The sequence below is a fragment of the Halodesulfovibrio sp. genome (genome assembly GCF_025210605.1).
Taxonomy (GTDB): Bacteria; Desulfobacterota; Desulfovibrionia; order Desulfovibrionales; family Desulfovibrionaceae; genus Halodesulfovibrio.
In genome coordinates, this window is sequence record NZ_JAOARI010000036.1 from 1 (window position 1) to 25,419 (window position 25,419).

The 25,419-nt window shown below is 44.4% G+C and carries 23 protein-coding genes and 2 tRNA genes; 11 read left to right on the forward strand and 14 right to left on the reverse strand.

The features are described from left to right. Nucleotides 1-290 precede the first annotated feature (290 nt). From N4A56_RS14125 to N4A56_RS14175, 11 genes are all read right to left on the reverse strand, one after another. Nucleotides 291-473 (reverse strand): hypothetical protein, encoded by a 183-nt coding sequence (locus tag N4A56_RS14125; protein ID WP_293667981.1) that lies wholly within the window; start codon nucleotides 471-473, stop codon nucleotides 291-293. A 16-nt stretch (nucleotides 474-489) separates the two neighbouring features. After that, a complete protein-coding gene (locus N4A56_RS14130; RefSeq protein WP_293667983.1) occupies nucleotides 490-762 on the reverse strand; it encodes an HU family DNA-binding protein in 273 nt (90 codons plus the stop codon). Between the two features lie 172 nt (nucleotides 763-934). Continuing rightward, complete coding sequence (rsmA, locus tag N4A56_RS14135) at nucleotides 935-1,753, reverse strand: 16S rRNA (adenine(1518)-N(6)/adenine(1519)-N(6))-dimethyltransferase RsmA (RefSeq protein ID WP_295548312.1); 819 nt, start codon at nucleotides 1,751-1,753, stop codon at nucleotides 935-937. 23 nt (nucleotides 1,754-1,776) lie between these two features. Further along, on the reverse strand, nucleotides 1,777-3,207 hold the full coding sequence (locus N4A56_RS14140; protein ID WP_295548315.1) for a trehalose-6-phosphate synthase: 1,431 nt from the start codon (nucleotides 3,205-3,207) through the stop codon (nucleotides 1,777-1,779). 135 nt (nucleotides 3,208-3,342) lie between these two features. Next, a complete protein-coding gene (otsB, locus tag N4A56_RS14145) occupies nucleotides 3,343-4,137 on the reverse strand; it encodes a trehalose-phosphatase (protein WP_295548317.1) in 795 nt (264 codons plus the stop codon). Further along, nucleotides 4,115-4,636 (reverse strand): DUF2062 domain-containing protein, encoded by a 522-nt coding sequence (locus N4A56_RS14150; RefSeq protein WP_295548319.1) that lies wholly within the window; start codon nucleotides 4,634-4,636, stop codon nucleotides 4,115-4,117. Before N4A56_RS14150 ends, otsB begins: the two co-directional genes overlap by 23 nt. A 23-nt stretch (nucleotides 4,637-4,659) precedes the next feature. Further along, nucleotides 4,660-6,699, reverse strand: a complete 2,040-nt coding sequence (fusA, locus tag N4A56_RS14155) for an elongation factor G (RefSeq protein WP_295548320.1) — start codon at nucleotides 6,697-6,699, stop codon at nucleotides 4,660-4,662. A gap of 27 nt (nucleotides 6,700-6,726) precedes the next feature. Further along, on the reverse strand, nucleotides 6,727-7,551 hold the full coding sequence (locus tag N4A56_RS14160; protein ID WP_295548321.1) for a hypothetical protein: 825 nt from the start codon (nucleotides 7,549-7,551) through the stop codon (nucleotides 6,727-6,729). A gap of 201 nt (nucleotides 7,552-7,752) precedes the next feature. Next, complete coding sequence (locus N4A56_RS14165; RefSeq protein ID WP_295548322.1) at nucleotides 7,753-8,868, reverse strand: LptF/LptG family permease; 1,116 nt, start codon at nucleotides 8,866-8,868, stop codon at nucleotides 7,753-7,755. Between the two features lies 1 nt (nucleotide 8,869). Continuing rightward, the gene (locus N4A56_RS14170; protein ID WP_293667993.1) at nucleotides 8,870-10,033 is read right to left on the reverse strand and encodes an LptF/LptG family permease; all 1,164 of its coding nucleotides are present in this window, start codon (nucleotides 10,031-10,033) and stop codon (nucleotides 8,870-8,872) included. Between the two features lie 27 nt (nucleotides 10,034-10,060). Beyond that, the gene (locus N4A56_RS14175; RefSeq protein ID WP_293667994.1) at nucleotides 10,061-10,246 is read right to left on the reverse strand and encodes a hypothetical protein; all 186 of its coding nucleotides are present in this window, start codon (nucleotides 10,244-10,246) and stop codon (nucleotides 10,061-10,063) included. A gap of 154 nt (nucleotides 10,247-10,400) precedes the next feature. On the opposite strand from N4A56_RS14175, the gene N4A56_RS14180 reads away from it, so the two are divergent. From N4A56_RS14180 to N4A56_RS14195, 4 genes are all read left to right on the forward strand, one after another. Beyond that, nucleotides 10,401-11,210 carry an undecaprenyl-diphosphate phosphatase gene (locus N4A56_RS14180; protein WP_293667995.1) on the forward strand — a complete coding sequence of 270 codons (810 nt, stop codon included), beginning with the start codon at nucleotides 10,401-10,403 and terminating at the stop codon, nucleotides 11,208-11,210. Nucleotides 11,211-11,320: 110 nt separating this feature from the next. Next, nucleotides 11,321-11,397, forward strand: a tRNA-Met gene (locus N4A56_RS14185). A gap of 42 nt (nucleotides 11,398-11,439) precedes the next feature. After that, nucleotides 11,440-11,516 (forward strand) — tRNA-Met (locus N4A56_RS14190). A gap of 722 nt (nucleotides 11,517-12,238) precedes the next feature. Beyond that, nucleotides 12,239-13,474, forward strand: coding sequence for an outer membrane homotrimeric porin (locus N4A56_RS14195; RefSeq protein ID WP_295548327.1), 1,236 nt, complete (start codon nucleotides 12,239-12,241; stop codon nucleotides 13,472-13,474). Between the two features lie 167 nt (nucleotides 13,475-13,641). Here N4A56_RS14195 and msrB read toward each other — a convergent pair whose 3' ends face one another. Both msrB and N4A56_RS14205 read right to left on the reverse strand, forming a co-directional pair. Next, complete coding sequence (gene msrB, locus N4A56_RS14200) at nucleotides 13,642-14,178, reverse strand: peptide-methionine (R)-S-oxide reductase MsrB (RefSeq protein ID WP_295548329.1); 537 nt, start codon at nucleotides 14,176-14,178, stop codon at nucleotides 13,642-13,644. A gap of 565 nt (nucleotides 14,179-14,743) precedes the next feature. Next, nucleotides 14,744-15,133, reverse strand: coding sequence for a hypothetical protein (locus N4A56_RS14205; protein ID WP_295548332.1), 390 nt, complete (start codon nucleotides 15,131-15,133; stop codon nucleotides 14,744-14,746). A 240-nt stretch (nucleotides 15,134-15,373) separates the two neighbouring features. Between N4A56_RS14205 and N4A56_RS14210 the strand changes: the two genes are divergently transcribed. Then, a complete protein-coding gene (locus N4A56_RS14210) occupies nucleotides 15,374-15,649 on the forward strand; it encodes a hypothetical protein (RefSeq protein ID WP_293668003.1) in 276 nt (91 codons plus the stop codon). A gap of 307 nt (nucleotides 15,650-15,956) precedes the next feature. On the opposite strand, the gene N4A56_RS14215 is transcribed toward N4A56_RS14210, so the two are convergent. Then, nucleotides 15,957-16,580, reverse strand: coding sequence for a rhodanese-like domain-containing protein (locus N4A56_RS14215; RefSeq protein WP_295548336.1), 624 nt, complete (start codon nucleotides 16,578-16,580; stop codon nucleotides 15,957-15,959). 212 nt (nucleotides 16,581-16,792) lie between these two features. Here N4A56_RS14215 and ychF point away from each other — a divergent pair, with 212 nt between their 5' ends. From ychF to gcvH, 6 genes are all read left to right on the forward strand, one after another. Beyond that, nucleotides 16,793-17,893: a redox-regulated ATPase YchF gene (gene ychF, locus N4A56_RS14220; protein WP_293668007.1), complete on the forward strand. Its 1,101-nt coding sequence runs from the start codon at nucleotides 16,793-16,795 to the stop codon at nucleotides 17,891-17,893. A gap of 68 nt (nucleotides 17,894-17,961) precedes the next feature. After that, nucleotides 17,962-18,852, forward strand: a complete 891-nt coding sequence (locus N4A56_RS14225) for a transporter substrate-binding domain-containing protein (RefSeq protein WP_295548339.1) — start codon at nucleotides 17,962-17,964, stop codon at nucleotides 18,850-18,852. Continuing rightward, a complete protein-coding gene (locus N4A56_RS14230) occupies nucleotides 18,852-22,316 on the forward strand; it encodes a PAS domain-containing hybrid sensor histidine kinase/response regulator (protein WP_295548341.1) in 3,465 nt (1,154 codons plus the stop codon). The genes N4A56_RS14225 and N4A56_RS14230 overlap by 1 nt, the downstream gene beginning before the upstream one ends. A 316-nt stretch (nucleotides 22,317-22,632) precedes the next feature. After that, nucleotides 22,633-24,279, forward strand: a complete 1,647-nt coding sequence (gene pgm / locus N4A56_RS14235) for a phosphoglucomutase (alpha-D-glucose-1,6-bisphosphate-dependent) (RefSeq protein ID WP_295548344.1) — start codon at nucleotides 22,633-22,635, stop codon at nucleotides 24,277-24,279. A gap of 149 nt (nucleotides 24,280-24,428) precedes the next feature. Then, on the forward strand, nucleotides 24,429-24,833 hold the full coding sequence (locus tag N4A56_RS14240; protein ID WP_293668013.1) for a response regulator: 405 nt from the start codon (nucleotides 24,429-24,431) through the stop codon (nucleotides 24,831-24,833). 188 nt (nucleotides 24,834-25,021) lie between these two features. After that, nucleotides 25,022-25,405: a glycine cleavage system protein GcvH gene (gene gcvH / locus N4A56_RS14245; RefSeq protein WP_293668015.1), complete on the forward strand. Its 384-nt coding sequence runs from the start codon at nucleotides 25,022-25,024 to the stop codon at nucleotides 25,403-25,405. Nucleotides 25,406-25,419 lie beyond the last annotated feature (14 nt).

Sequence of the window (25,419 nt, forward strand, 5' to 3'; positions counted from 1 at the left end):
CATATATAATACAGAACGTCCTCACCTGAGCTTACAGATGAAGACGCCTGGATACGTACATCAAAAATGGCTGCAAGACATTCGTCCTACAGCCATCTAGATAACCTTATTACCCGTCAACTTATTCTAGGACGGGACAAACAAAATTCGTGTCGATTGACAGCAGCTTTCATTATTCAGACTGAAGCAACATTACAATTCAATAAGAAAAAACAGCTGTGCAGAAGAGTTAGTCCTTCAACCATCTATTTTTTAGCTGATATCGTAACATGCAAGCCCGTCAATCTGAATTAATGACCGTGCCCGTGGCTGTCGTGCTTAGCATGCATAATGGACTTAAGAATTACATATCCCAGTCCACCAAGAATTACGAACAGAACAGCGTAGAGTGCGCCGAAAAATACAAAATGGTCAGGCATCCACCAAGGAATATCCTGAGGCAGTGCGCTATGCAGAGTTTCACCGTGCAGCATAATGAGCCTCCTGTTACTACTTAACAGCTTCTTTAAGCAGCTTTCCTGGGCGGAATTTAACTACTTTGGTTTCTGGAATGATAATTGCCTCACCGCTTTGCGGGTTGCGTCCTAAACGTTCCTTACGCTCTTCAACAACAAACGTACCAAAGCCTGTCAAAGTCAATTTGCCTTCGGCTACAAGAACATCCTGAACAGATTCAAGAAATGCGTTCAGTGAACGTTCTGCATTTGCTTTAGTAAGATTTGCTTTTTCAGCAATTCGTTCTACGAGTTCCGCCTTGGTCACGGCCACGTCCTCCTCTCTGGGGTTGCAATAAATTTCGCCAAAGCGCACACACTCCAGCTACAATAATTATTACTGTTATTTGAGATATAAGCCCAAACTTGTTAGTCGATACCAGATGCATGCAGCATATGCAACGGTTTATACGCCCCAGAGCCTTACAATTGGGGCTTTCCTACTTCTTTGGGCAAGATTTCAATGCATCTGCGAGCAGTTGGAACTGACGTGGCGTAAGTGTCTCCGGTCTCGCAGTTCCTTGCACACCAGCAGCTTCAAGAGCTTGTTCGATACCGGAGGCTATGCAGCCCTTGAGAATTTTCTGCAATTGCTTGCGACGCTGCTGAAATGTAACTTTAAGTAACCATGAAAGCGCAGCAGGGTCAAAGTCACGTTCTTCCGCAGGAATCGGCATAAAGCTCAGCACAGCAGAATCAACTTTCGGACGAGGAATAAATACCCCAGGAGGCACAATAAATTCTCGTTTCGGTTTACTATGGCTTTGCAACCAAACAGACAACGCACCATATTGCTTAGAAGAAGGAGCAGCAACAATCCTGTCCCCGACTTCTTTTTGAATCATAAATACAGCGCGCTTAAGCCCTGTTGTTTTACTTAAAATATCCCACATAAGCGGCGATGCGACATTGTATGGAAGGTTACCAATGACCTTCCAAGGCTTTTCAGGAGTCAAATTTTCCCACGGAAACAACAAAGCATCAGTAAGCACAACCTGCAAATCAGGAGAACCGGCAGGCGGCTGCCTTTTATGTTCATGTGCCCAGTGATGATCTTTTTCCAGAATAGTAAACCATGCTGGTTTGCGATCATGAATAAGGTGTGTCAACGCACCCGGTCCCGGACCAATTTCAATTACATGATCTTCTGCTTCAATCTGAAGTGCATCAACAATACGGTTCGCGGTGTTTTTATCCTGCAAAAAGTTCTGACCCAAACTTTTCTTTGCGCGAGGTCCCTGCTTAATATCCAATGCCATGTGTATATATCCAGACGGGTAAACTACGTTGTAAAAGCAGATGCAAAAAAACTGTCTACCCATTTAAAAATGTCGTTTTTGCGGATTGATTCCCGCATCCTATCCATCCGTCTGCGCCGTTCACCTTCTTCCATCATATAAGCCTGATGAATAGCAGCAGCAACACCTTCTACATCAAAAGGATTCACCAGTATAGCCCCATTTCTCAACTGTGCCGCAGCACCAGCAAACTCGCTTAAAATCAGGGTTCCGTTTCGCTCTACATTCGCAGCACAGTATTCTTTGGCTACCAAGTTCATTCCATCCCTAAGCGGGGTAACCAGCGCTATCCTGCTGGCGCGATAATATGCGAGTAACTCATCAAATGCCAAATTGCGGTACTGATAATGAATAGGAACGTATCCCGGTTTTGAGAACTCACCGTTGATCTGCCCTACCAGCCGCTCAATTTGCTTTTTTAATTTTGCATATAACGGAATAGTAGCCCTGCTCGGCACAACAACTTGAAGCAGGCTTATTTCACCTTGCAGTTCAGGATACATAGTTAAAAGCTTATGCATCGCTTGAAGGCGTTGGGGGATACCTTTGGTATAGTCAAGACGATCCACACCCAGCACAATATTCTTATGCGGAAACGCATTGTGTACTTCCTGTGCGTAGGTTCGCACTGCCGCAGACCGTGCTATGCGATAAAATTTTTTGTAATCAATACTGATAGGAAACGCGCCAATTTTAACAGATCGTGTCCCGACCTTTGCAGTTACAACCTGCCCACGTCCAGTAACTTTTATATGCGGAGCAAGTACAGATATGGCTTGGATAAAATTACGTCTGTCATGCAATGTTTGAAAACCAATCTGATCGTATTCAAGCAGTCCATGTAGTAACTCGGATCGCCACGGAAGCCGCCTAAAACTATCCGCAGAGGGAAACGGAATATGAAGGAAAAATCCTGTCCGTCGGTTGTCCCCTGCCTCGCGCATATATTTTGCCACATGCATAAGGTGATAATCATGCACCCACACATAGTCGTCAGGTTCACCACTTTCGACAGTGCGACAGGCAAACAGCGCGTTTACATCTAAATATGTCTGCCAAAAATCAGGATCAAAATTACATTCAAATTGCGAATCATGAAATAATGGCCAGATAATTTGATTAGTGAATCCGAAATAAAATTTTTCTATCTGCTCAGAGGTTAAGCCTACCTGCTGCAACGTGTAGCCAGTCTCTTTTGAAAAAAGACGTAATGCCTCATCAACACCTTCAACATCCGGCGCACCAGACCAGCCAATCCATGTGCCCTTGTTCACTGTCAGCACTGGCGACAATGCGGTAACTAACCCACCTGAAACAGGTGATGAATAGCATGTGCCACCTGAGCACTCTAAAGAAACAGGCAATCTGTTTGAAACAACAATAACACCCTGATCGGCTCCAAACGTCTTAGACATGGGGACTCCTTTACTGTTATTCAGCCTATTAGAATACCCATGGAGTGAAATTGAAACAATGAGAGTATCATCCTCTCCGCATAAAAAAATCCCGTACTACCCAAAGCAGTACGGGATTAAAAACGCATATAATATTTACGACAAGGCAGATGCAGCGGCATGTATAAAATCAATAATATGCCTGCCATCAGCGCTTGCTGGCAACAACCATTTTGCCTCAGAGGAACGCTTCTCACGACCAACCAAAATAGAATGCCCCATATTTCCTAGGGCACGAAATGCATCTTCGTCTGTCACATCATCACCAATATAGGCAGTGACTGCATCTTTAGGTTCTTCCGAAAGAACTGAATAGATTGCACGCGATTTATTCATTCCCGGAACACGAATTTCTACACCTTCATGAAAATCCAAAAGTTCCAGTCCAAAATCTTCGGCAACGGGTTCCCACAGTTCTTCAATATCCACAAGAAATTGCGGAATAAGCTCTGCATTAACAGCACTTACGTGCGCAGCAACACTAGCGGGCTTACGCTCTATAGCGTCTGCCGCTAACAAGGAAGCAACTCTCGCCGCCGCAACGTGTAGTCCTTCCTGTGCTTTTTCTGGAATAGAAGCCTGACAAAACTGCCCTGTTGCGCGCAAATGTTCGCCACCATGCGAACCCCATGCTTCGAAAGGTAATCGAGACTGCAAGAGAGGCTGAAGCTCTGTAACACTTCGTCCACTCACAAGCACAGTACGACAATGCTTTATCGCGAGAAGACGTTCAAACGCTTCCCGAACGCCGGGGTATGGACGAGCGTTATTCCTATCTTTCACTATCGGTGCAAGTGTTCCATCGTAGTCAAAAAAAAGCACCGCTCTACGAGAAGCAGCAAGTTGTTGTCCGAAATCAGCCTGTTGCTCAGCTGTCCATATTTTGGTCATTATCTTTGTGGTCTCCATGCTTGCTCTTATACTTATTGATAAGGCGTATCATGCGACGCTGACGAAATCTGTTAACTGCCCTAAACGTAACGAAATAGGAGATAATGGAGCATGGCACTGCCATCACCAATCCCCCAGCCATCATAACAACGACAATTCCCCAGCCCTGTTCGAGCAAATCCTTCAGCTCCATATGCTGAGGGTCAAACGTTACATCAATAGGGATAAGCCAATTGCCGATGATAAAACACGCTGTGTAGAACGGCACCCAGTTCAGTGGATTAGATATCCATGTACCTGCTGCCGCTGCCACTTTGCTGCATCGTACCACAAAAGCCAGCGCAACAGCCACTACAGTTTGAAACGGAAGAATAGGCAGGCAACCGGAAAAAACGCCTACTGCCATACCCAGTGCAACGGAATGCGTTGAAACTTTCAAACGCATCACGCGAAGATAATTGTATCGAATCGCGCGTTTAAATGAGACCCAAAACCGCACCCAAAACTCCTTAGTACTAACCCTTACGACAGACTGTCGAATCGCAAAAATTGAATGACCAATCCTGCACGCCCCTGAGTTGCAGAACGTAAATCTGTTGAAAACCCGAAAAGACTGCACATAGGGGCTAATGCCTGCACCATTTTTAGCCCAGCACGGTCAAACAAGTTTTCAACCTTAGCACCTTTTGCGCCAAGCAAGCTGATAGCGTCCCCGACATTTTCATCCGGAACAGAAATTTCTACATCCATGATAGGCTCAAGCAGTTCCGGCTTTGCATTTTCCAACGCAGCTTTAAGAGCCATGCCCGCAGCCATCCGGTATCCCGGTTCAGAAGAGTGCTCACTCCGCTTGATTTCCTGAATACTTACTTCAACATCCTGTACTGGGTATCCTTTAATCACACCGCATTGCAGACCATCCTGAACACCCTGCTCTACAGCGTCAACCCACGTTTCAGACCATTCAGACACATCAAACGCAAATCTGACAACATTACCGGAACCTCGTTCTCGCGGGGCAACAGAAAGGCTAACATATCCATAATGACGTTTGTCACCAAGTTCACGGTCAAATTCTTCAATACCGGAACCGGAACCTGTCACTGATTCCTGATACACAACCTGCGGATTACCCACACGAGGTGCCACATGATACTCCCGACGGAGACGATCTACAATAACTTCTAGATGCAATTCTCCCATACCAGAAAGAACACGCTGACCTGTTTCAGGGCTTTGCGTATATTGTAAGGTAGGATCTTCCAGCAGCAGTTTTTCCAGCACTTCGTCAAGCTTATCGGCTTCTTCCGAATTTGCTGGTTCAAGCGCACGGGAAATAACTGGACGGTAGCCTGTTATGTTTTCAAGAAGGTACGGAAATTCTTCTGTTGCAAGTGAGTCACCAGTCTTTGCAAACTTCATCCCTGCAAGGGCAACAATTTCACCAGCCCGAGCTTCATCAACCTGTTCTCTGTGACTTGCATGTAGTCGATATAATCGGCTCGGCTTCTCTTTTTTGCTCTGAGTACTGTTGTGGACAGCCTCACCAGAACGCAAGATTCCAGAATAAATACGGGCAAGCACCATTTTTCGCCCTTCATCCATATGCACTTTAAACGCAAGTGCTGCCAACGGTGCATCAGGAGAAACAACAAGCTCTTCGCTTGTCCCTGTTTCCCGTATAATTGCTTTAGGAGCAGGAACATTCACCGGTGCAGGAAGATAGTCAAACACGCCATCCAAGACACACTGCACACCTGCATTTCGCAATGCTGAACCACAAAAAACAGGAGTTATCGCTAATTCAAGCGTCGCTTTTCGGATACACTCTTTCATCTGCGAGATCGGGACTTCTTCACCACCAAGGTACAATTCCATGATGGAGTCATCGATATCTGCAAGAGTTTCCAACGCCTTTTCACGCCATTCTTCAGCAAACGCTAACTCTGCACCTTCCAACGGAGTACGAGTGTACTCACGCCCTTCAGATGCCTGATCGAAGTCAAGGCGTTCCAGCGTCAACACATCGGCAAGCCCAGAAAATTCATCGCCCTCACCAAGAGGTGCAACAAGGAGAAGCGGAGAAGCATGCAGACGCTCTTTCATAGAATCAAGCACAGCAACAAAATTTGCTCCGAGCCTGTCCATTTTGTTAATCAAAGCAATTTTTGGAACGTTGAATTTTTCAGACTGACGCCACACAGTCTCTGACTGCGGCTCAACACCACCTACAGCACAAAAAACGCCAACAGCACCGTCAAGCACGCGCAAGGAACGTTCAACTTCAATGGTAAAGTCTACATGCCCCGGGGTATCGATAATATTAATCACCCCGCCGTTCCATTCACAGGAAGTACAGGCAGAAGCAATGGTGATGCCTCGTTCCTGCTCTTCCGGCATAAAGTCCATGGTTGCAGTGCCTTCATGCACCTCACCCATGCGATAAATTTTATCAGTGTAGTACAAAACACGCTCAGTGAGCGTCGTTTTTCCTGCATCAATGTGTGCAATAATACCGATATTTCTCAAATTTTTCAGATACGAAGTCGTGCCCTTGCTCATTGAATTCACCTTCACTCAAGCGAGATGTTATACTTCAGAAAGAAGAGAAAACCGACGGTGCATAAACCACTGCGGCAAAAGATCAGCCCAAACCCAGCAGCCTTCCTGCCCTGCTCCAAGAGAGACAGGTACTGAATCAGAAACGGAATCCACAATATCAGCTTCACAACAAACCGCTGCAAGCGAAGAGATAGTAGCAACGTCTTCCGCCGCAACGTCCACGATAGTAAAATCAGGATGCGCCCAGGCAAGCAAATCGCGATCAATCATTCCGCCAGAGATCACGCCGATAGTATCGTACTGAGGCTCGAACCATGCACGAAGCCCATTACTCAATACCCCTGCACTATGCACAGCTTTTCCAGCAGCACGCCCGACTGCCAGCAATCTCCCGCTGACATCTTCTGCTGTTATCTCTTGTAAAAAGGCAGCAGTTTTTTCGGTATCAAGCTGCACAGCAGTTTCAATACCTGCCAATTCCAACGCGGCAAGACACTCCGGTGCAACCTGACTCTCACCAGAAAAAACGACAAGTATATCTTCTACGCCACTGAGCAACGGCATCATTGCAGCCGCGAGAAGACGCACACCAGATGCATACTCAGAATCAACAACAACCACAGTCCAATCAACAGGACGAGTTTCTGCAATTGATACATGCCCCTGCCGCCAGTGATTTTCCTGTCTACCCCATGTAACTTGAGGGGTTCCATGAAGAACGTGCAACCGAGCAATGGTCGTTTTCAGCCACGCCCGACGGTTGTCCGGTACAGCGTCATACGCTGAGCCAAAACGTTCATCATCAATCAAAAAAGACTCTAACCATTCAGGAAAAAAACTATCATCAAACATAGTAACTCCATACACCCATATGTGAATGTATGACAAAGATTATTACAATCGAAAAACTGAAATTGTTGTCAGCTCTTAACTCGCCTGTTGGAATCTATGACGCGATGTGTGGCACAAAATGACTTACACAGACAAGATTATTACCCTGCAATACCATTTTGTAACGCGCCACACATCCACGCATTATAATCAATCAGGAAGTTATGCGTTGCTACCGGAAAGAGTCATGGAAGAAGTCTTCTTCACACGAGATCGTGTATACCAGAGAATTCGCCCAAGGGTGACCGTCGCAAACAGGATATTCGAAAACCATGCACCAAGAACCGGATTAATAAATCCACGCTCACCAAGTGCACCAAACCACGTAAAGAGTGCATAAAAAGCGAATGTAAGAATTAGCCCTACAGACACATTAATATACAGGCTATCCCGCCAAGTAAGCAGCATGAGCGCTACCAGCCCCATAATAACAACGGCAGCAGCATACGCTATTTTTTGATGATACGTAGTTCGAAGCGCCTCAACGTTCGACCCGGACTTTTCCAGCCTGTCAATCGCTGCGCCAAGTTCCCACAAAGCCAGACGGTTTAAGTTAGTATTTGTAGAAACAGTTTTGAATACAGCCAGCTTCTGTTTAATCGGCAAAACAAACTCAGGGCTATTGGTCACGGCATAGCTGCCGGGCTGAGTGCGGACAACATCGGTCAAGAGCCAGTCACTCTCCTGCACTGTTGCCCCTGTAGCTTTAATTACTTCTTTAATGGCATTGCCGCTATCTGTTAACTGCATAACAGTCACACCTTCGGCTTTTCCTTTAGCTAAATGGGCAACTTGCAGATTTATGACGTAATTATCTTCAAGAAACCAAATGTCTCTTGCGGTCATATTCTCCGCAACTTCACCTTTAACCTCTTCTTTCCAGATGCGTCGTGATTCCACATCACCCATCACACCGAGGTACTGAGAAAAGCCAAGCTGAACCACCGCCCAGAAAAAGCCTATATATAAGATAAAACGGGCAAGCGACACAAAAGAAACACCGCCAGCCTGCAACGCCACCAATTCTTTGTTGCGGGACATTACACACAACTGCACGGTACATGACAGCAAAAATACCGCAGGAAGGATTTGTGAAATAATCAGCGGCAATTTACAGATAAAATACAATGCGACTGTTGAAAAACCGAGTCCGACCTCGATAAAGTCATCCAGCTTTTCGAATAGGTCTGTCAGTAAATAAATGGCAGTACCTATACCAAGAATGAGCGACATCAAAAAAAAGTTCTGTCGAAGCATGTAGCGAGTCAACAATGTCATCTTACTGTCCCCCTTTCTTCTTGCGCAAATTAAGCGTCAAATGAGTAATCAAGGCAGTAAGATTCACAGTTCGTTCCTTGGCAGTAAAATACAACCCCGCCACAGCCAGCACCGCGAAAAGTGCATTCGGAATCCACAAGCTGATATCTGGTGAAATTCCGCCGCCCCCTTCGCCACTTTTCATACTGATAGAAAGCAAACTGTAGTAGACAAGGAAGTTACCAAGTGCCATCACAACGCCCATCTGTTGACGCATCCCTTCAAAAGCACACGCCAACGGCATAGCAAAGAGTCCCAGTACAAGGCAGGCAAACGGCATTGCCCAGCGTTTAGGAATTTCTACATCAGTCTTACGAATAAACGAACGGCTTTCAGCCAATGACGGGTCTTTCTTAATCGCCAGCAATTGGGAATATGACATGCCGGAAGGGCGAAGCTTCCCTAAATGCACACCCTTTACAAGCTGCGATAATGCAAGCCGCACAACGTATTGATTGAAACCGAGCACGCTAATCTGATTTTTATCCTGACGATAAATTTTACCATCATTCAAAACAAAGCGGATTTCACCATGGTCTGTGTCTGATATAATTTTACCACTCGGCGCAATAATAGTTACATCACCTGCTTGGCTGCTGGCATCACGCACAAGAACGTGTTCCAGCTCACCGGAGGCAAGGTTTGAACTCCGTGAATAGATCATCAGATTGGGAATAGATTTATTAAATATCCCCGGCTGCAACACCACTTTTGCGCGGGTCTGAGCAAGCTCAAGAATTGAAGAGCGGAAATTGTCCATACCCCATGCAATACCGAACATTGATACCCATAGCGTAAGCAGAGTACACAATGAGCCAAACACCACAGGAGCCGGAAGAAGTTGGTATAAGCTGATGCCACTTGCTTTTAACGCCACAAGCTCTCTATCTGAACTCATACGCAAAAAAGTAAGAAACACAGACAACATAGTTGCTATAGGAATAATCATAAGCAGAACAGCCGGTATCAGGTACCCGAAAAGCTTGAGCATTTCGACCAACCCGATATCCAGCCCTAGGAACAACTCTCTAAGCTGTAATACTTTTCCGATTACGATCAGGAAAACCAGTGAAAACATTGCCAGACAAAAAATGGAGATATGCTCCTTAAAAATTTGTCTATGCACTAAACTGACTCTAAACAGAACAGCCCCCTAATGGTCACTTTCTGATTGTTTAAAAAAATCTTTCAGCATTTCTGCTTCCTTAGGACTCAGGTTGAACCGCATCCCCGCCTGATCCAGCAACTTATGAAAGTTTTCTGGATTCTCACTAAGACGTTCCTGTATGTACGCTACAGCTCTTTTCACAAGTTCTTTCTGCGGCATAATGGTAACCATCTGCAACTCCTTGTTACTTGTTGAGGATACAACCTGATCCGTTTACATAGAAAAACACAACAACTTACCCCAGTAACCAACACCTTGCAACTCACTCTACTATGCGGTATTTTTGTAAGATTGTTGCCATTAACACTAACCACATACTATATATATGACTGAACTTTATTCTGCTGTTATTCTTGGTATTATTGAAGGCTTAACGGAATTTCTTCCCGTCTCTTCTTCAGGACATCTCATTATTGCCGGTCACCTTCTTGACTACACCGGTCCTAAAGCGGCTGTCTTTGAAGTATTCATTCAGCTAGGGGCTATCCTTGCAGTTGTCCTGCTGTATCTTAACAGATTCCTAGGACTGTTAAAAAACACACCGGAAATCCCTTTTTCCGGAATACGCGGCTTATGGATGCTTTTCCTCACATCGCTTCCCGCGGGTCTTTTAGGATTACTGTTAAGCGGATTCATAAAAACATACCTTTTCAATCCGGTGACAGTATCCTTCGCGCTTGCTATTGGTGCTGTTTTTATTCTGGTTGTCGAAAAGTACGCTCCATCACATTCAGTTGAAAAAGCGACATTTCATACTCTGGACGAAATGACCCCAAAACTCGCATTCGGCATCGGCTGCTTCCAATGTCTTGCGTTGTGGCCCGGTTTTTCCCGTTCCGCAGCGACTATTATGGGGGGCATGCTTTTAGGTGCGCGAAGAACTCTCGCGGCTGAGTATTCTTTTTTAGCAGCCGTACCTATTATGTTTGCTGCAACCGGCTATGACATGCTGAAACATTATCATCTTTTCAGCACTGCCGATCTTCCTTTTTTTGCTGTAGGATTCATAGTCTCATTCATTTCCGCACTTGTTGCAGTAAAAACATTTATTTCTCTTGTTGGCAAAATGACATTCAAACCATTCGCGTGGTACCGATTAATTATTGCTCCATTAGTATACTTGTTCTGGACATAATTTTTTTTGAAACGCACCCTAGGCAAACTTTTTTTCAAAAAAGACTTGCATTGTGTGTAAGATTTCCTTAAACACTCTCCCGTTGCAACGAAGTGCGACGCACAAGAGATGGCGAGGTAGCTCAGTTGGTTAGAGCATGCGGCTCATATCCGCAGTGTCGGGGGTTCAATTCCCTCCCTCGCTACCACTCAAATGCAGAAAATTTCGGTAGCGACATATAAAAATTGATGGCGAGGTAGCTCAGTTGGTTAGAGCATGCGGCTCATATCCGCAGTGTCGGGGGTTCAATTCCCTCCCTCGCTACCATCAAATTTTACGCACTTGCGAATCATAAAATAGACCCCATTAAATGGTGTGAGCAAAACGCTTATACACTACTTAATGGGGTTTTGTGCGTTTAATGAAAATTCTTTGCACAATCCTCACTCTGAAAAGTCATTCACCTGCCTTCTCCCTATCATGCTACGGTCACGCCTATCTTTTTTGTATGCAAAATAGCCCACTGAATATATTCCCACTCCACTAGAAATACATTACACACCTACACCATTCTTGCTAAGCACAACCATTTGTTATTAATGCTGTTCCCACAAAAGTAGCTTTTGATGCACTAGAAAAATGTAAAATCCTATACATGGTTCGACGTAGTCCAGTACGACTTCTTACTTAGGGGCTATACACATTTTTCAACAGAAATAATTTCCACGTTTATTCCGATGTACTTTCATCGCTTGTTTTCTAAAACCACTTCAACGGCAAAAACATTGTTTGCATCTTTGTACCTGTACTATCTGCTAACAATCACATCCACTATTCTTTTTCTAACATGCTCGCACTACAACTTGTTTGTATTGCAGCATAAAAGAAAAAAGATGCGTTGACGTAACGTCGTTACATTACACTTACTGTACTAGTATAGAGCATAGCCGCTCTCTTTATTTGTAATACAGTAAGTTTTTTTTGAACCATAAGGTTCAAATTTTTGAACGGCTTTGTTTTTGAATTCATGAAATTAAGAAGGAATTACCATGAAACGTATTATCACTCTTGCACTTGCTGCATGTATGATCTTCGGTGCTGCATTTAATGCATCTGCTGCCGATATCAAAGCTTCCGGTGGCTTCTGGGTTGGTTACGACTATGTAAACACAGACAACACTGGTAAAACAAACGACTTTATTCAGCGTTTCCGTGCTCAGATTGACATCATCGCTTCTGAGAATCTCTCCGGAACTGTATTCTTCGAAATTAACAACACATGGGGACAGGCAAACGGCAAAGTTGGCCCTGGTTCCGGTGGTGCTCTTGGTGCTGACGGTGTAAACGTTCAGACCCGCCGCGCTTACATTGATTTCGTTATCCCGCAGACAGCTGTTAAAGTTCGTGCTGGTATTCAGGGACTCGCACTTCCTGGTGCAGTATTAGGCAGCCCAGTGCTTGCTGATGACGTTGCAGCAATCGTTGCATCCGGTGCAATTAATCCAAACATCTCCCTCACAGGTTTCTTCGCACGTCCATACGACGCTGACGAAAGCCAGACAACTATCGACCTGTTCGGTGGTATTGTGAACGCAGATCTTGGAATGGTAAACGTATCCCCATACTTTGTATTTGCAAACGCTGGCGACAAAGCTCAGAAAGGCAGCAGCAATCAGGGTGACCTTACCTTTAATGAAGACGCTCAGTGGTACGGTGTAGCTTTTGAAGTTACTCCTATGCCTAACCTTATTCTGTCTCTCGACGGTGTATACGGTAAAGCATCCGGCACTGACGCAGGCTTCCTCGTTGCTGGTAAAGCAGCTTACACAACTGACCACTTTGTTCCAGCTATCGTAGGTTGGTACGCTTCCGGTAACGACAGTGACGGCGAAGGTCTCATGCCTACCATCGATGGTCAGGACTTTGCTCCGGCAACTCTCGTTGGCGAAGGTGCAACCGGCATCACTTCTGATGCAATCTTCGGTGACGCACTCGGCAAATGGGGTGTTTCCCTTCAGGCTGACGAAATCACCTTTATTGAACGTGTTTCTCACACAGTTCGCGTAACATACGTACGCGGTACAAACGATGACTCTAAAGACATCAAAAACTGGGGTGAAGACGACAGCGCTGTAGAATTTGACCTTGTTACAACTTACAGCATGTACGACAACCTCGACTTTATTGTAGACCTCGCTTACGTTGCAACCGACTTTGATGACGGTGCAGCTGAAGACGTAGACGATGTATTCAAAGCTGGCATTCTCGCCCAATACAGCTTCTAACAATTAGCCTCTTTTTAAAAACAAAGCCTATAGTGAAAGGGAGGAAGCCAGCCAGCTTCCTCCCTTTTTACATTGTCTTCCGCAATTGATTAAATCCACGATCAAAAACTTGAACGAGCAAAACCTATCACCGCCAGATACGTTTGCAATTCAAAGCTATCTACGCCTTATTTAACCAAGTCTAAAAATGCACCATACCCTTCTTTTTCCATAGAATCCTTTGGAATAAATCGGAGTGCCGCAGAGTTGATGCAGTAGCGCAAATGATTTGGAGGAGGTCCATCGTTAAACCTGTCTCCTAAATGAGAATCCGATGTATTACTACGAACTTCATAAGTCTCGCCAAAAAAAGAAAACTTTTTGTGCAACGTTATGTACTTAGGATCAATCGGCTTGGTGAATGACGGCCACCCCGTACCCGAATCAAATTGATCCGTTGTGCTGAACAATGGGGCACCCGAAAGCAAATCTACATAAATGCCCTTTTTTGTGTAAAACTTATAATACGGATTTTCAAAGGGAGTCTCTGTTCCATCTTCCTGAGTTACGCGGTATTGAAGCGGAGTAAGTAGTTCTTTAAGCTTATCTTTATCTGGTTTTTTATAATCATCCCAAGGTGCTGCACTTGCCACAATTGCACCGCTTGCAAAACAGAATATTGTGCATACGGAAACGAAAAGAGTTAGCATACTTCCTATTTTCATTATTCCTCCAAAACCTGCTCACAAACAAAATCAATTATGCCGCAGCAGGTCAGTCAGACCAGTTATTACTCACTGTTGTTATACTCCATCTTAACAAACGGCTCATAGTATATTTGCAGCTGTACTTTCTTCAACGCCTACGTCTTGTATCGGTATAGCACCCCTTCTTGCCAGATAGCAGAATCAAGACTTTCTCGCGAACTTCATCCTGTATAAGTTGATACAGAACAATATGGATATTTCACAACAAAACGCGAGTACTACAAGTTTGACGTCGCTATTTGCGGTATGGGTTGGGGAGAATAAAAAATCTGACTACCGATGAATTCGATATTATATAATGAAGATCAGGCGAATGCCTATAGTGATGAGAGAATAAGATATACTTAAATGACGTGCGGAACTGAGTTGTTTGTAATGCGAACGAAACACACTAGCTACTCAGAATCCGCACAAAATATCGCTAAGATCAGAGTACGTACTGGTGAAAAATTATACTAAGCTGGGAATAATACGAATATTGCACAGCGTCCCCCTGCACAATAATATACTGGTATACTGTGCCCTACTGAGCTTTATTCCATTTAAAATACTTCCAGCTACCTTGAGCATTAAGCCTACGCTTTCCAATGGAAACAAGATTACGGTTAATGTGCGCCAGTAACTGTGGAGTTACAAACGGCAACTCACTGCGCGTATCAGTAATATCAACAGCGCGTTTATTCAGCGTAAATATGCGACGCTCGTCATCTACCCAAAAGATAGCTGTATCAGCCCGCACAATCACTCCGTCACTTAATACTTCTTCAGACCATACTTCAATCTTATCTTGTTCAACTGGAAGCACTACTGAATGTACTAAGCGGCTATACTCTCCTTCAGGAAGAGTTTCTCTGCACCCCATAAGCAACATGCAACACACTGAGATAATAAGTAAATATTTATAAATCATCATTCACCTCCATCCTCAACTGTTGTGCTACCACTAACATAGCAAAAAAAATATGCAACCTAGAGTCACAATATCAAGTTAGATTTTAATCTGTTTCTTACAGAATTTTTTTTTGATATCAATACGCGCCAAGCTGCATATACTTACACCTGCAACCATTGGCACCACTTTATACTTCCAGCTACATTTATGTCACTGCATCCTGTCGTAGACGCTACTGTTTTTATGGCGTATAGACATTGCATGGAACAAGTTCATCAGCAAAAAGCGGCTAAAATGCCGCCATTTACAAAATACACATATTCACGTGAAGGCATTGATTGCGTGCTGTTCTTCGACGACCGAAGAAAATGGCGCATCACTATCAACGGCATTACACCTGATGCAAAATTCAAAAAACCAGACACCTGCCTCGAAGAACTCGTTGGCAATGAGGTTATGACTGCATGGGGTGTAGATTCCGAAATTCTTGCTCTCGTACCGATTGATCTGGATCTTTGGAAACGCCACAAAGCATAAATTTATTATACGCTTGCTGTACAGCGGTGTTGCAAACAAAAGTCCCTGATAAAAATGTCAGGGACTTTTTTTACGTGTCAGCAATACACCATCGCATTGCACGCTTCACAAAGCCATTTATTGCAAACAGCTAGTATAGTAAAGTTAAAAAATATATTAAATATTTCGCTTTTTCAGGTGGTTACATTTTTCAAAAACGTAAAAAAAATGAGACGCTGCACTGTTAACCACACGCACTACGTGTCTTTATCGTGGGATGTGAACAGTGCGCTATGCCACTACCATCTCAAAAACTCGTGCCACTTAATCACTGTCGTTTAGAAGCTGCCCCGCATGTTCCACTCGAACACAACGGCGTCCTATTCCAAGGCATAAGAAGCAACACACGCGCCATACCACAATTGCCAGTGACTCCGGCAAAAATCATTCCTGCACCAAAAAAGGCAACTATAAATAAAAAGGCTGAAGATACCGTGTAGCTAAGTAACAAGGTAATCAGCAATAAGGTTCCCAAAGTGATAAGCACCTGACGATCCAGCGGGATAATTTTTCTACCTTCTTTAAGAGGTAACCCTGTTTTGCTCCACGCAATAATGCCGCCATCCAACACAGCAGAGTCAACAGCACCTGCTACAGCCTGCGCCGCCTGAATTGCTCTACTTCCAGATCTACAGACAAAGACAACCTTTTTGTCTGTCCCGACTGTATCTTTAATCCTATCGGCTGAGACAAGATCAAATGGCATCACAATAGAATCAGGAATTTCTTGTTCTAAAATTTCAGTAGGTGTTCGTATATCTAATAAAACTGCTTTATTATTTTGAACCAACTCTTCTACAGCAGTTGCTTTCATCTTTTGAATGTTGTCCATATTTTTAACCCCTTTTACATAGATAGAAAATTTAGTAGGAATAGTAACTACTAACTGCACGATGTCAACCCTCACAGCTACACATACATTGTAATAAGCATCCGAGCAAACATACAAAAAAAGAAACCATATATATAACAAATTCCGATAAATAGACGACACAAAAGCGTGTAAAAATAACACCGCCACTGAGAAAAAAATTGTGTTTCGCACTAAAAAGAATTATAGCCGCGCGGAGCCAAAGATTTTGAAATTATTTTGGAGAAAAAGTTATGGCACTGAGCATCGGTATCGTTGGGCTTCCCAACGTGGGTAAGTCTACCCTTTTCAACGCCCTCACAAAGGCACAGAACGCAGAATCTGCGAACTACCCTTTTTGTACAATCGAACCCAACAAAGCGACTGTTCCTGTGCCGGACAAGCGCATTGACGTTCTCACAGAAATTGCAAATCCACAGCGCACATTGCATGCAACTGTAGATTTTATTGATATTGCCGGTCTTGTACGCGGCGCAAGTCAGGGTGAAGGTCTTGGTAACCAGTTCCTTGGCAACATTCGTGAAGCGGCTGCTATTTTGCAGGTTGTCCGCTGCTTTGAAGACGAAAACATTACGCACGTTGACGGCACCGTTGACCCTATTCGCGACATTGAGACCATTGAAACAGAATTGTTGCTTGCAGACGTTCAGTCTGTAGAAAAGCGTCATGACAAATTGCAGCGCTCCACTCGTGGCAACAAAGCAATGGTTCCAGTTGTAAACGGCATGAAAGAGCTGCTCGACCACCTTAACGAAGGTAATCCTGCATCCACTTTTGCTAAACGCGACAGCGACGTGCTTGCTGGTCAGCTGGCAGAGCTTGCTTTGCTCACTGACAAAAAAATCATCTACTGCGCTAACGTTGATGAAGACGGTCTTGCAGAAGATAACGAGCATGTAACCAAACTGCGTGAATTCGCAGAAAGCCGCGGCTGTGAGCTGGTAAAAATTTGCGCAAAGGTCGAAGAAGAGCTTCAGGGTCTTGAAGATGAAGAAGCACTGGAACTTCTTGAGTCATACGGCATCAGCGAAAGTGGTCTTGTACAAGTAATTCAGACTAGCTACCGAACTCTCGGACTCATCTGCTACTTTACAGTGGGTGTTAAAGAGGTTCGCGCATGGACTATTGTTGATGGCTACACTGCACCACAGGCTGCGGGTGTTATCCACACCGATTTTGAACGCGGATTTATTCGTGCAGAAGTTATCGCGTATGATGCATTTGTAGAAAATAAAACTGAAGCAGCATGCCGTGCCATCGGAGTTTTACGCTCTGAAGGTAAGGATTATATTGTTAAAGATGGGGATGTTGTTCACTTCCTCTTCAATGTATAGTACACACTTCCCAAATCAATATGGTTACCCTGTTTTTTTAAATAGGGTAACCTGTTTGGGAGGAAATTTTGAAAAAACTATTTGCAGGATTCACTGCTCTTGTCTTCTGCGCCTTATCTGTTCTGCTACTTTCCACACCAAGCTATAGCATTACTCTTTCCGAAATCCGTGCCCGCGGAGAACTACGTCACTTAGGCGTTCCCTATGCCAGATTTGCAGACAACAATGCTGACGGACTTGATTGCCTCCTCATTCGACGCTTTGCGGAACATCTTGGTGTAAAGTACACCTTCATTTCCACCAACTGGGAAAACGCAATCTCAGACCTCACCGGCATCAACCCCTATTCACCAGATCAAAGCCTCGCAGTGCGTCCCCCAAAAGGCGATTTACTCGCAAATGGATTCACAATCCTGCCACAGCGCGAACGCTTTGTACTATTTTCCCACCCAACATTCACCGCCCAAGTGTGGCTACTGGCAAAAGCAAATGCCGACATCCAGCCCATATCTCCCACAGGGAACATTCAAGCAGATATTGAAAAAACGGTTGCCAAAACCATCGGGAAAACGGTGTACGGCATCGAAAAAATCTGTATTGATGTCAATTTATTTCCAAGCCTTCGTCAAGCAGCCGGTTCTGCGGAAAACATCCCGCTTCACACATTTCATCAGCCACTTTCCTTTGTTACTTCGGAATATAATATATTTCTCATGGAATCTCCCAGTGCTTTAATGGCATTAGGTTCTTGGCCCTACACTTTCAAAATTATTGGACCAGTTGCTAAACCACAAAATATGGGCGTGGCATTTGCGAAAGATTCTGCTGAACTAAGAGATGAATTTAACCGTTTTTTCGAACAATTCTGGAAAAGCGGAGAATACCAAAAACTCGTAAACTGCTATTTCCCTAATTCTTTCATTTACTTCAATAAATTCTTTACGAAGAGCTTTCCTTGATGAACAAACCGCTTGAACAACTTTTTTCGGGTAAAAAATCGTTCAATATCATATTGATACTCTGCGTAATAATTGTCTCTGCGTTTCTAATGCTCGGTATTTTACTGCATCGTTCGCAAGGCTCGTTACAACAGATGCGGCAGGAGCAGTTTCGGAATGACTCGGAAAAAGTTGCAAGTGCGTTTAAAGGATACTTTGCAGAACGGAAAAGAGACCTGCGCACACTTGCCTCAGCTCAAGCTTTTTCAAGCTATTTTCATAACAAAGCGCTCGGTATTTCACTAGACTACGGCATGCGTGCCATCATTTGGAATATTGAGGTGGTGCTAAAACGTTTTATTATGGAATACAAAGTCGAAGATGAATTCTTTTTTTCCGAAGTTGCTTTCATCGACTATAAATACCGGATGCGTATCCGCGTACTATCCAACAAAAACGCTGAACCACCTATTTCAATTAAAACAATAACAGAAAAACAACTCATTCCCCCCAGTACTCCCCTTACATTGGAACAGAGTGGCGACAACCCAGAGCTACGCATCTCAATCCCCTACTTCATTATGGGAAAACACGTCGGCGAGCTGTCAGCAACCCTCTCGTCCACAGCAATAGAAAAATATCTTCAACTGCTCCAAAACTCTGACAGCTTCAACCTTGTCTTGCTGTACAATAATATCCTTTTTGCACACACCACGTCACCAGATCTGCAATTCAGTATTAACAAGCTTTCGGAAGTACCTCCAAACACGCTGCTGCAATTAGACACCGCAGCCCACATCAACGACACACTTGTTCCTATGACAGCGCGTCTTATGCCGATCATACAACGCAAGATTGTCGCCATATCTTTCATCGAAAGCGAAAAACTGAATCGAGGGCAGCTACCAGACGGCATTATGCTTATCTTTTACGCCATCTTCTTAGCGGCGGCAGCAAGCATTACATTTGCGGCACATATGATTGTCAAAAATACTTCTCTTGCGCGTAGCCTCAAAGAGGCAGCAGACAGTAAAAAATCAACGGCGGAACATCTGGCAACGCTACAGCAAGAAATTATTGTCCGCCGAAATGCTGAAATGCACGCGCTCACAGCACAGCAAAAAGCAGAACAATTAACACATGTGGTACCGAGCGCAGTCTTTACAATCACAATGGACCGCAAAATAGATAGCTGGAATAAAAGAGCTGAAGAATTAACAGGCTACAGAGCAATCGAAATGATCGGGCAAACCTGCTCGTCTCTTTTTTTAGATACGTGCAAGGACGAATGTGCACTGTTTCCATACAAACAAAAAACAACATGCGGTAACCAGCACACACTGCGGCAAAAAAACGGTTCTCTGAGAACCATCATTAAAAATACCGAGCCGATGCTTGATGGTTTCGGTCAAATTATCGGACTGATCGAATGCTTCGAAGATATTACAGATCAACAAAAGACACTGGCTGCGCTAGCAAAAACAGAAGCCAACTACCGTGATATTATCCAGAACGCACAAGACGGTATTTTTCAAAGCACATTATCGGGTGAAATTTTGAATGCAAACCCAGCGTTCTTGAACATTTTTGAATTTAACACTGTTGAAGAGATGCGCCGGTCATTTCGGGGATTTGAAAACCACTTTTATGTCTGCTCAACGCGCAGAGCAGAATTTGTTAATGCAATGCTCAAAAACCGATTTGTGACTAACTTTGAATCACAAATACGCACCAACAGCGGGCGGTTACTGTGGGTGCTGGAAAGTGCTCGTTTGCGCACCGCACCGGATGGTTCCATCCGCTTTGAAGGCTTTGTGCGCGATATAACCGTTCAAAAAGAAGCTGAACAAAACCTGATCGCTGCAAAAGAAGCAGCAGAAGCAGCCAGTACAGCAAAAAACAACTTCCTCGCAAATATCAGTCACGAATTGCGTACCCCCATGAACGCAATCATCGGGATTTCAGAGTTAGGTTTACGATCTGAAACTGACCCAACCCGCAAGCGCAACATGGAAGTCCTTTATAGAGCCTCTAGCTCTCTGCTCAATCTATTAAATGACTTGCTCGATTTTTCCGCAATCGAAGCGAATGTCCTTTCGCTCAAATCTGCACCGTTTTCCGTTCCAGAAATCATGTGCAACATTCGTGATCTCATGCGAGGGGAAGCTCGCAAAAAAAATCTAGAATTCACTGTCACAACCGACCCATTCTTTCCTCCACTCGTTGTCAGTGACAAAGAACGCGTGAAGCAAATCCTCGTCAACCTTATATGGAACGCGATTAAATTTACAAATGCCGGTGCTATTTCTGTACATTGCTATGCATCGCCCCTTGAATCCGGTGAAGTTGAGACACAATCTCACCACACCAGTACCATTGCGCAAGAAAAAGTGCTGTTAACCTGTTCGGTTTCAGATACAGGAATCGGCATCCCTTCTGATAAGTTAGAAGAAATTTTCGAAAGCTTTGCGCAACTGCAATCTTTTGATGCAGCCCCACATGGTGGCATAGGATTAGGTCTTGCTATCTCACAGCGCCTAGCTCTGCGGATGGGTGGAACGATTACAGTAAAAAGTACCCTTAATCAGGGTTCTACATTCACTGTACAAATCCCGTGCAGTATCCCCTCAGATAACGCTGACCAACCACACTTGCTGTTTGCAGAGTCGCAAGACACTATTTCTTCCATGCCTCCACTTAATGTACTCGTAGCTGAAGATAACGTGTTCAGTCAGGAAGTATTGATACAAATGCTTAAAGAAGACGGGCACACTGTATTTCTCGCAGAACACGGGGAGCAGGTTCTCGAAATTCTTTCCCATACCTCAGTGGATATCATCCTGATGGATGTACAAATGCCGGTACTGGATGGGTTAGAAACAACAAAACGCATACGCGCGGGAGAAGTTCCCAACCTTGATGTCACTATTCCCATCGTTACAATCAGTGCTCATGACCCGATAACCTCAACTGATAGTTTCCATAATGGAGAAGTAACGGAATGGCTTCAAAAGCCTATAACCCTTCACGCGTTGCAACAAGTTTTGCGCTCCATATTCACGCCAAAACACCATATAGCAGTCGATACTCATGATTCTGAATTGCTAAAAGACCAAGATTTTACTACTGCAATGCATATTGATTTTGATGTTATTATCGAGATGGTTAACGGAAAGCATAAGATAGTTGGAACGATACTACGTACGTATTTATCGTCACTTCCTGCCACACTGGAACTTCTGCAAATAGCATGTAATGAGGCTGATGCTGAAAAAATAGCAAGCATCACCCATACACTAAAAGCTACTATGGGGTCTGTAGGCGCGGTTGCACTCGCGCAGACCGCACAACAAATGGAACATTTTGCTCGCAACAATAATATATATGAAGCACAAAATCTTCTTGCAGATTTTATGGAAGGTGCACAGCAGTCTATGGAAGAAGTTACAGACTACTTAGCCCAAAATACTAGAGCGTGTTCGTAAGTTGTATACGTAAAGATTCTAAACAGCTTTTTTCTTACAAGTCAGAGGTAAAAATATCTTGAAGGCATAGCAACGCTACGTCGAAATAATTTTTTTGCTTATGGCGCATCAAAGGAAAAACACTGACAGCAGCACAAGTTTGCTTGTTAGAATCAGGCGCTAATCATAAGCTTCGTAATCGCTAAAAACAGCCGTTTGCCTCAGGCAGCAGTGCCTGCAATCAGTACAGTTATCCTTTCGTACATAAAATGCCCCGTGATAATATTCTATTCTGTCCGTACACATTATTTAGACCACCATACCAAGGATACGCACGATGCCAATCAGTCCCAAAGCCGGAAAAAAAGCACTTCCGTCCGATCTTATAAATGTTCAGAAACTAGTTACAGCCTACTACACAATAGCCCCAAATCCAGATGAACCACAGCAACGGGTTGCTTTTGGCACATCAGGTCATCGTGGTTCAGCATTCACAGCAAGCTTTAACGAGCCGCACATTGCCGCTGTAACACAGGCTATTTGTGAATACCGTAAAAAAGAAGGCTACACTGGACCATTATTCATGGGTAAAGATACCCACGCGCTTTCAGAGCCAGCACACCAGACCGCTCTTGAAGTTCTGGCAGCCAACGGCGTGACTGTAAAAATAGAAAAAGACGATGCCTATGTGCCAACCCCTGTCATTTCTCATGCCATCCTCACATATAATCGCGATAATTCCGATATCGCAGACGGCATTGTTGTCACCCCTTCCCACAACCCGCCACAGGATGGTGGATTTAAATACAACCCACCAAACGGTGGACCTGCTGACACAACAACCACGAAATGGGTTGAAGACCGCGCAAACGAACTCATCCGTAACGGAAATGCAGGCGTCGCACGTATCCCTCTTGCCGATGCGCTGAGTGCCTCAACTACACAGAGATACGACTACCTCACCCCGTATGTTAAAGATCTTGAGAACATTATCGATATGGATGCTATCAAAAAAGCTGGCATCCGCATCGGTGTTGATCCCCTCGGTGGAGCTGGCGAAGCATACTGGGAACCAATTGCAAAGCATTACGGACTCAATATTGAAGTTGTAAATAAAGAGATTGATCCTACCTTCCGCTTTATGCCTATGGACAGAGACGGGGTTATTCGTATGGACTGCTCTTCGCCTTGGGCAATGGCAGATATGATTCGCCTACAGCCACATTATGACATTGCATGCGGCAACGACCCAGATACAGATCGGCATGGTATTGTTTGCAGCAAAGGCCTGATGAACCCGAACCATTACCTTGCAGCTGCAATTGAATATCTATTCACGCACCGCCCGCAATGGAACAAGGATGCCGTGGTCGGCAAAACCCTTGTTTCCAGCCATATGATTGACCTTGTGGTCGAGTCTCTTGGGAAAAAAGTTGCAGAGGTTCCTGTAGGCTTTAAATGGTTTGTTCCGGGTCTTATTGATGGCAGCTATGGTTTTGGTGGTGAAGAAAGCGCCGGAGCAAGCTTCTTACGTAAAGACGGAACCGTTTGGACAACAGACAAAGACGGTATTATTTTGAATTTGCTCGCAGCAGAAATTCTTGCAGTAACCGGTAAAGATCCGCAACAGCACTATGATGCCATGACTGAAAAGTTCGGCACTCCACTTTATGAACGCTTGCAAGCCCCTGCTTCTCCAGAACAAAAAGCTGCTCTTAAAAAGCTTTCACCAGAAATGGTTGAATCGGACACACTTGCCGGAGAGCCTATCATAGCAAAGCTTACACAAGCTCCTGCTAACGGAGCATCAATCGAAGGACTAAAGGTCGTAACAAAATCTGGATGGTTCGCAGCGCGCCCTTCCGGCACAGAAGATATTTATAAAATTTATACCGAAAGCTTCAAGGACAAAGAACATCTCGCACTCTTACAAAAAGAAGCGCAGGACATGGTTTCTGAAGCATTCAAGGTTGCCGGTGTGTAGGCACATGTAGAATTATTACACACAGGCGCGCCTTGCCTTCTTCACCGCGAACCCGTAAGTATGCTTATTGCCACAGATTATAACTCGCAGACACTTTGCAAAAACTAGGCGCAGTGGTATAGCGATAGGCCTATATGGAGGTTTCCCAAATGAAGTTTCTAATCGTTGATGACGACTTCGACAGTCGCCGACTCGTACAAAAAATCCTTCATGCATACGGATATGCTGATCTGGCAGCCGACGGCGAAGAAGGCGTGGAAGCATTCCGCCAAGCGCTGCAAGCAGGCGAGCCTTATGATGTAATTACACTCGACATAATGATGCCGAATATCGACGGACAAGATGCTCTGCGCGAAATCCGTGATCTTGAAAAAGAATATGGGATTCCTCCTGAAAACAGTGCAAAGGTAATCATGATATCCGGATTAGATGACAGTCAGGAAGTACATGATGCTTTTTTCCTTGGTGATGCAACAAGTTACATCGTCAAGCCTATCAGGAAAAAAGTACTCATAGAAGAAATCCAAAACTTGGGAGTCCAGCTGGAGTCCTGATAGAGCGCACAATCCATCAATTTTTGATAAAAAAATGGCCAGATCCAACATTTTTTGTGATCTGGCCATTGTTTTTCCTTCAAATTAGACTTATGACCCAAGTATCTGTTAGACAAAAATTAACCATGTCATAACGATAAAACAAACCATATCCACACAACAATACAAACCTTTTCAGGAGGACTCCAATGGCCTACCCAGAAAACCTTCTTTACAGCAAAAGCCACGAATGGACAAAAATTGAAGGTGATGAAGCGACCATCGGCATCACCAGTTTTGCTCAGGAGCAGCTTGGCGACATTACATTTGTAGAGCTTCCAGAAGCAGGTGACACCCTCGATGTTGGTGATGAAATGGGTTCTATTGAATCTGTAAAAGCAGCAAGCGAACTCTACATTCCTGTCAGCGGCGAAGTTCTCGCTGTTAACGAAGATCTCGAAGATGCACCGGAAAAAGTAAACGAATCTCCTTTTGAAGGCGGATGGCTTATTAAAATCAAGCTGAACGGTGAACCAGCAGACCTCCTTTCTGCTTCTGAATACGCAGAACTGGTAGCTAACGAAGCACACTAGTAATAAAAAGGAGG

Excerpts from the sequence above, each read along its gene's own strand:
- rsmA (WP_295548312.1), bottom strand. The coding sequence starts at position 1,753 with ATGGCATTGGATATTAAGCAGGGACCTCGCGCAAAGAAAAGTTTGGGT.
- N4A56_RS14195 (WP_295548327.1), top strand. The coding sequence starts at position 12,239 with ATGAAACGTATTATCACTCTTGCACTTGCTGCATGTATGATCTTCGGT.
- fusA (WP_295548320.1), bottom strand. The coding sequence starts at position 6,699 with ATGAGCAAGGGCACGACTTCGTATCTGAAAAATTTGAGAAATATCGGT.
- N4A56_RS14160 (WP_295548321.1), bottom strand. The coding sequence starts at position 7,551 with ATGTTTGATGATAGTTTTTTTCCTGAATGGTTAGAGTCTTTTTTGATT.
- N4A56_RS14125 (WP_293667981.1), bottom strand. The coding sequence starts at position 473 with ATGCTGCACGGTGAAACTCTGCATAGCGCACTGCCTCAGGATATTCCT.
- N4A56_RS14175 (WP_293667994.1), bottom strand. The coding sequence starts at position 10,246 with ATGGTTACCATTATGCCGCAGAAAGAACTTGTGAAAAGAGCTGTAGCG.
- ychF (WP_293668007.1), top strand. The coding sequence starts at position 16,793 with ATGGCACTGAGCATCGGTATCGTTGGGCTTCCCAACGTGGGTAAGTCT.
- gcvH (WP_293668015.1), top strand. The coding sequence starts at position 25,022 with ATGGCCTACCCAGAAAACCTTCTTTACAGCAAAAGCCACGAATGGACA.
- N4A56_RS14240 (WP_293668013.1), top strand. The coding sequence starts at position 24,429 with ATGAAGTTTCTAATCGTTGATGACGACTTCGACAGTCGCCGACTCGTA.
- pgm (WP_295548344.1), top strand. The coding sequence starts at position 22,633 with ATGCCAATCAGTCCCAAAGCCGGAAAAAAAGCACTTCCGTCCGATCTT.
- N4A56_RS14180 (WP_293667995.1), top strand. The coding sequence starts at position 10,401 with ATGACTGAACTTTATTCTGCTGTTATTCTTGGTATTATTGAAGGCTTA.
- msrB (WP_295548329.1), bottom strand. The coding sequence starts at position 14,178 with ATGAAAATAGGAAGTATGCTAACTCTTTTCGTTTCCGTATGCACAATA.
- otsB (WP_295548317.1), bottom strand. The coding sequence starts at position 4,137 with ATGACCAAAATATGGACAGCTGAGCAACAGGCTGATTTCGGACAACAA.
- N4A56_RS14205 (WP_295548332.1), bottom strand. The coding sequence starts at position 15,133 with ATGATGATTTATAAATATTTACTTATTATCTCAGTGTGTTGCATGTTG.
- N4A56_RS14230 (WP_295548341.1), top strand. The coding sequence starts at position 18,852 with ATGAACAAACCGCTTGAACAACTTTTTTCGGGTAAAAAATCGTTCAAT.
- N4A56_RS14165 (WP_295548322.1), bottom strand. The coding sequence starts at position 8,868 with ATGACATTGTTGACTCGCTACATGCTTCGACAGAACTTTTTTTTGATG.
- N4A56_RS14140 (WP_295548315.1), bottom strand. The coding sequence starts at position 3,207 with ATGTCTAAGACGTTTGGAGCCGATCAGGGTGTTATTGTTGTTTCAAAC.
- N4A56_RS14210 (WP_293668003.1), top strand. The coding sequence starts at position 15,374 with ATGGAACAAGTTCATCAGCAAAAAGCGGCTAAAATGCCGCCATTTACA.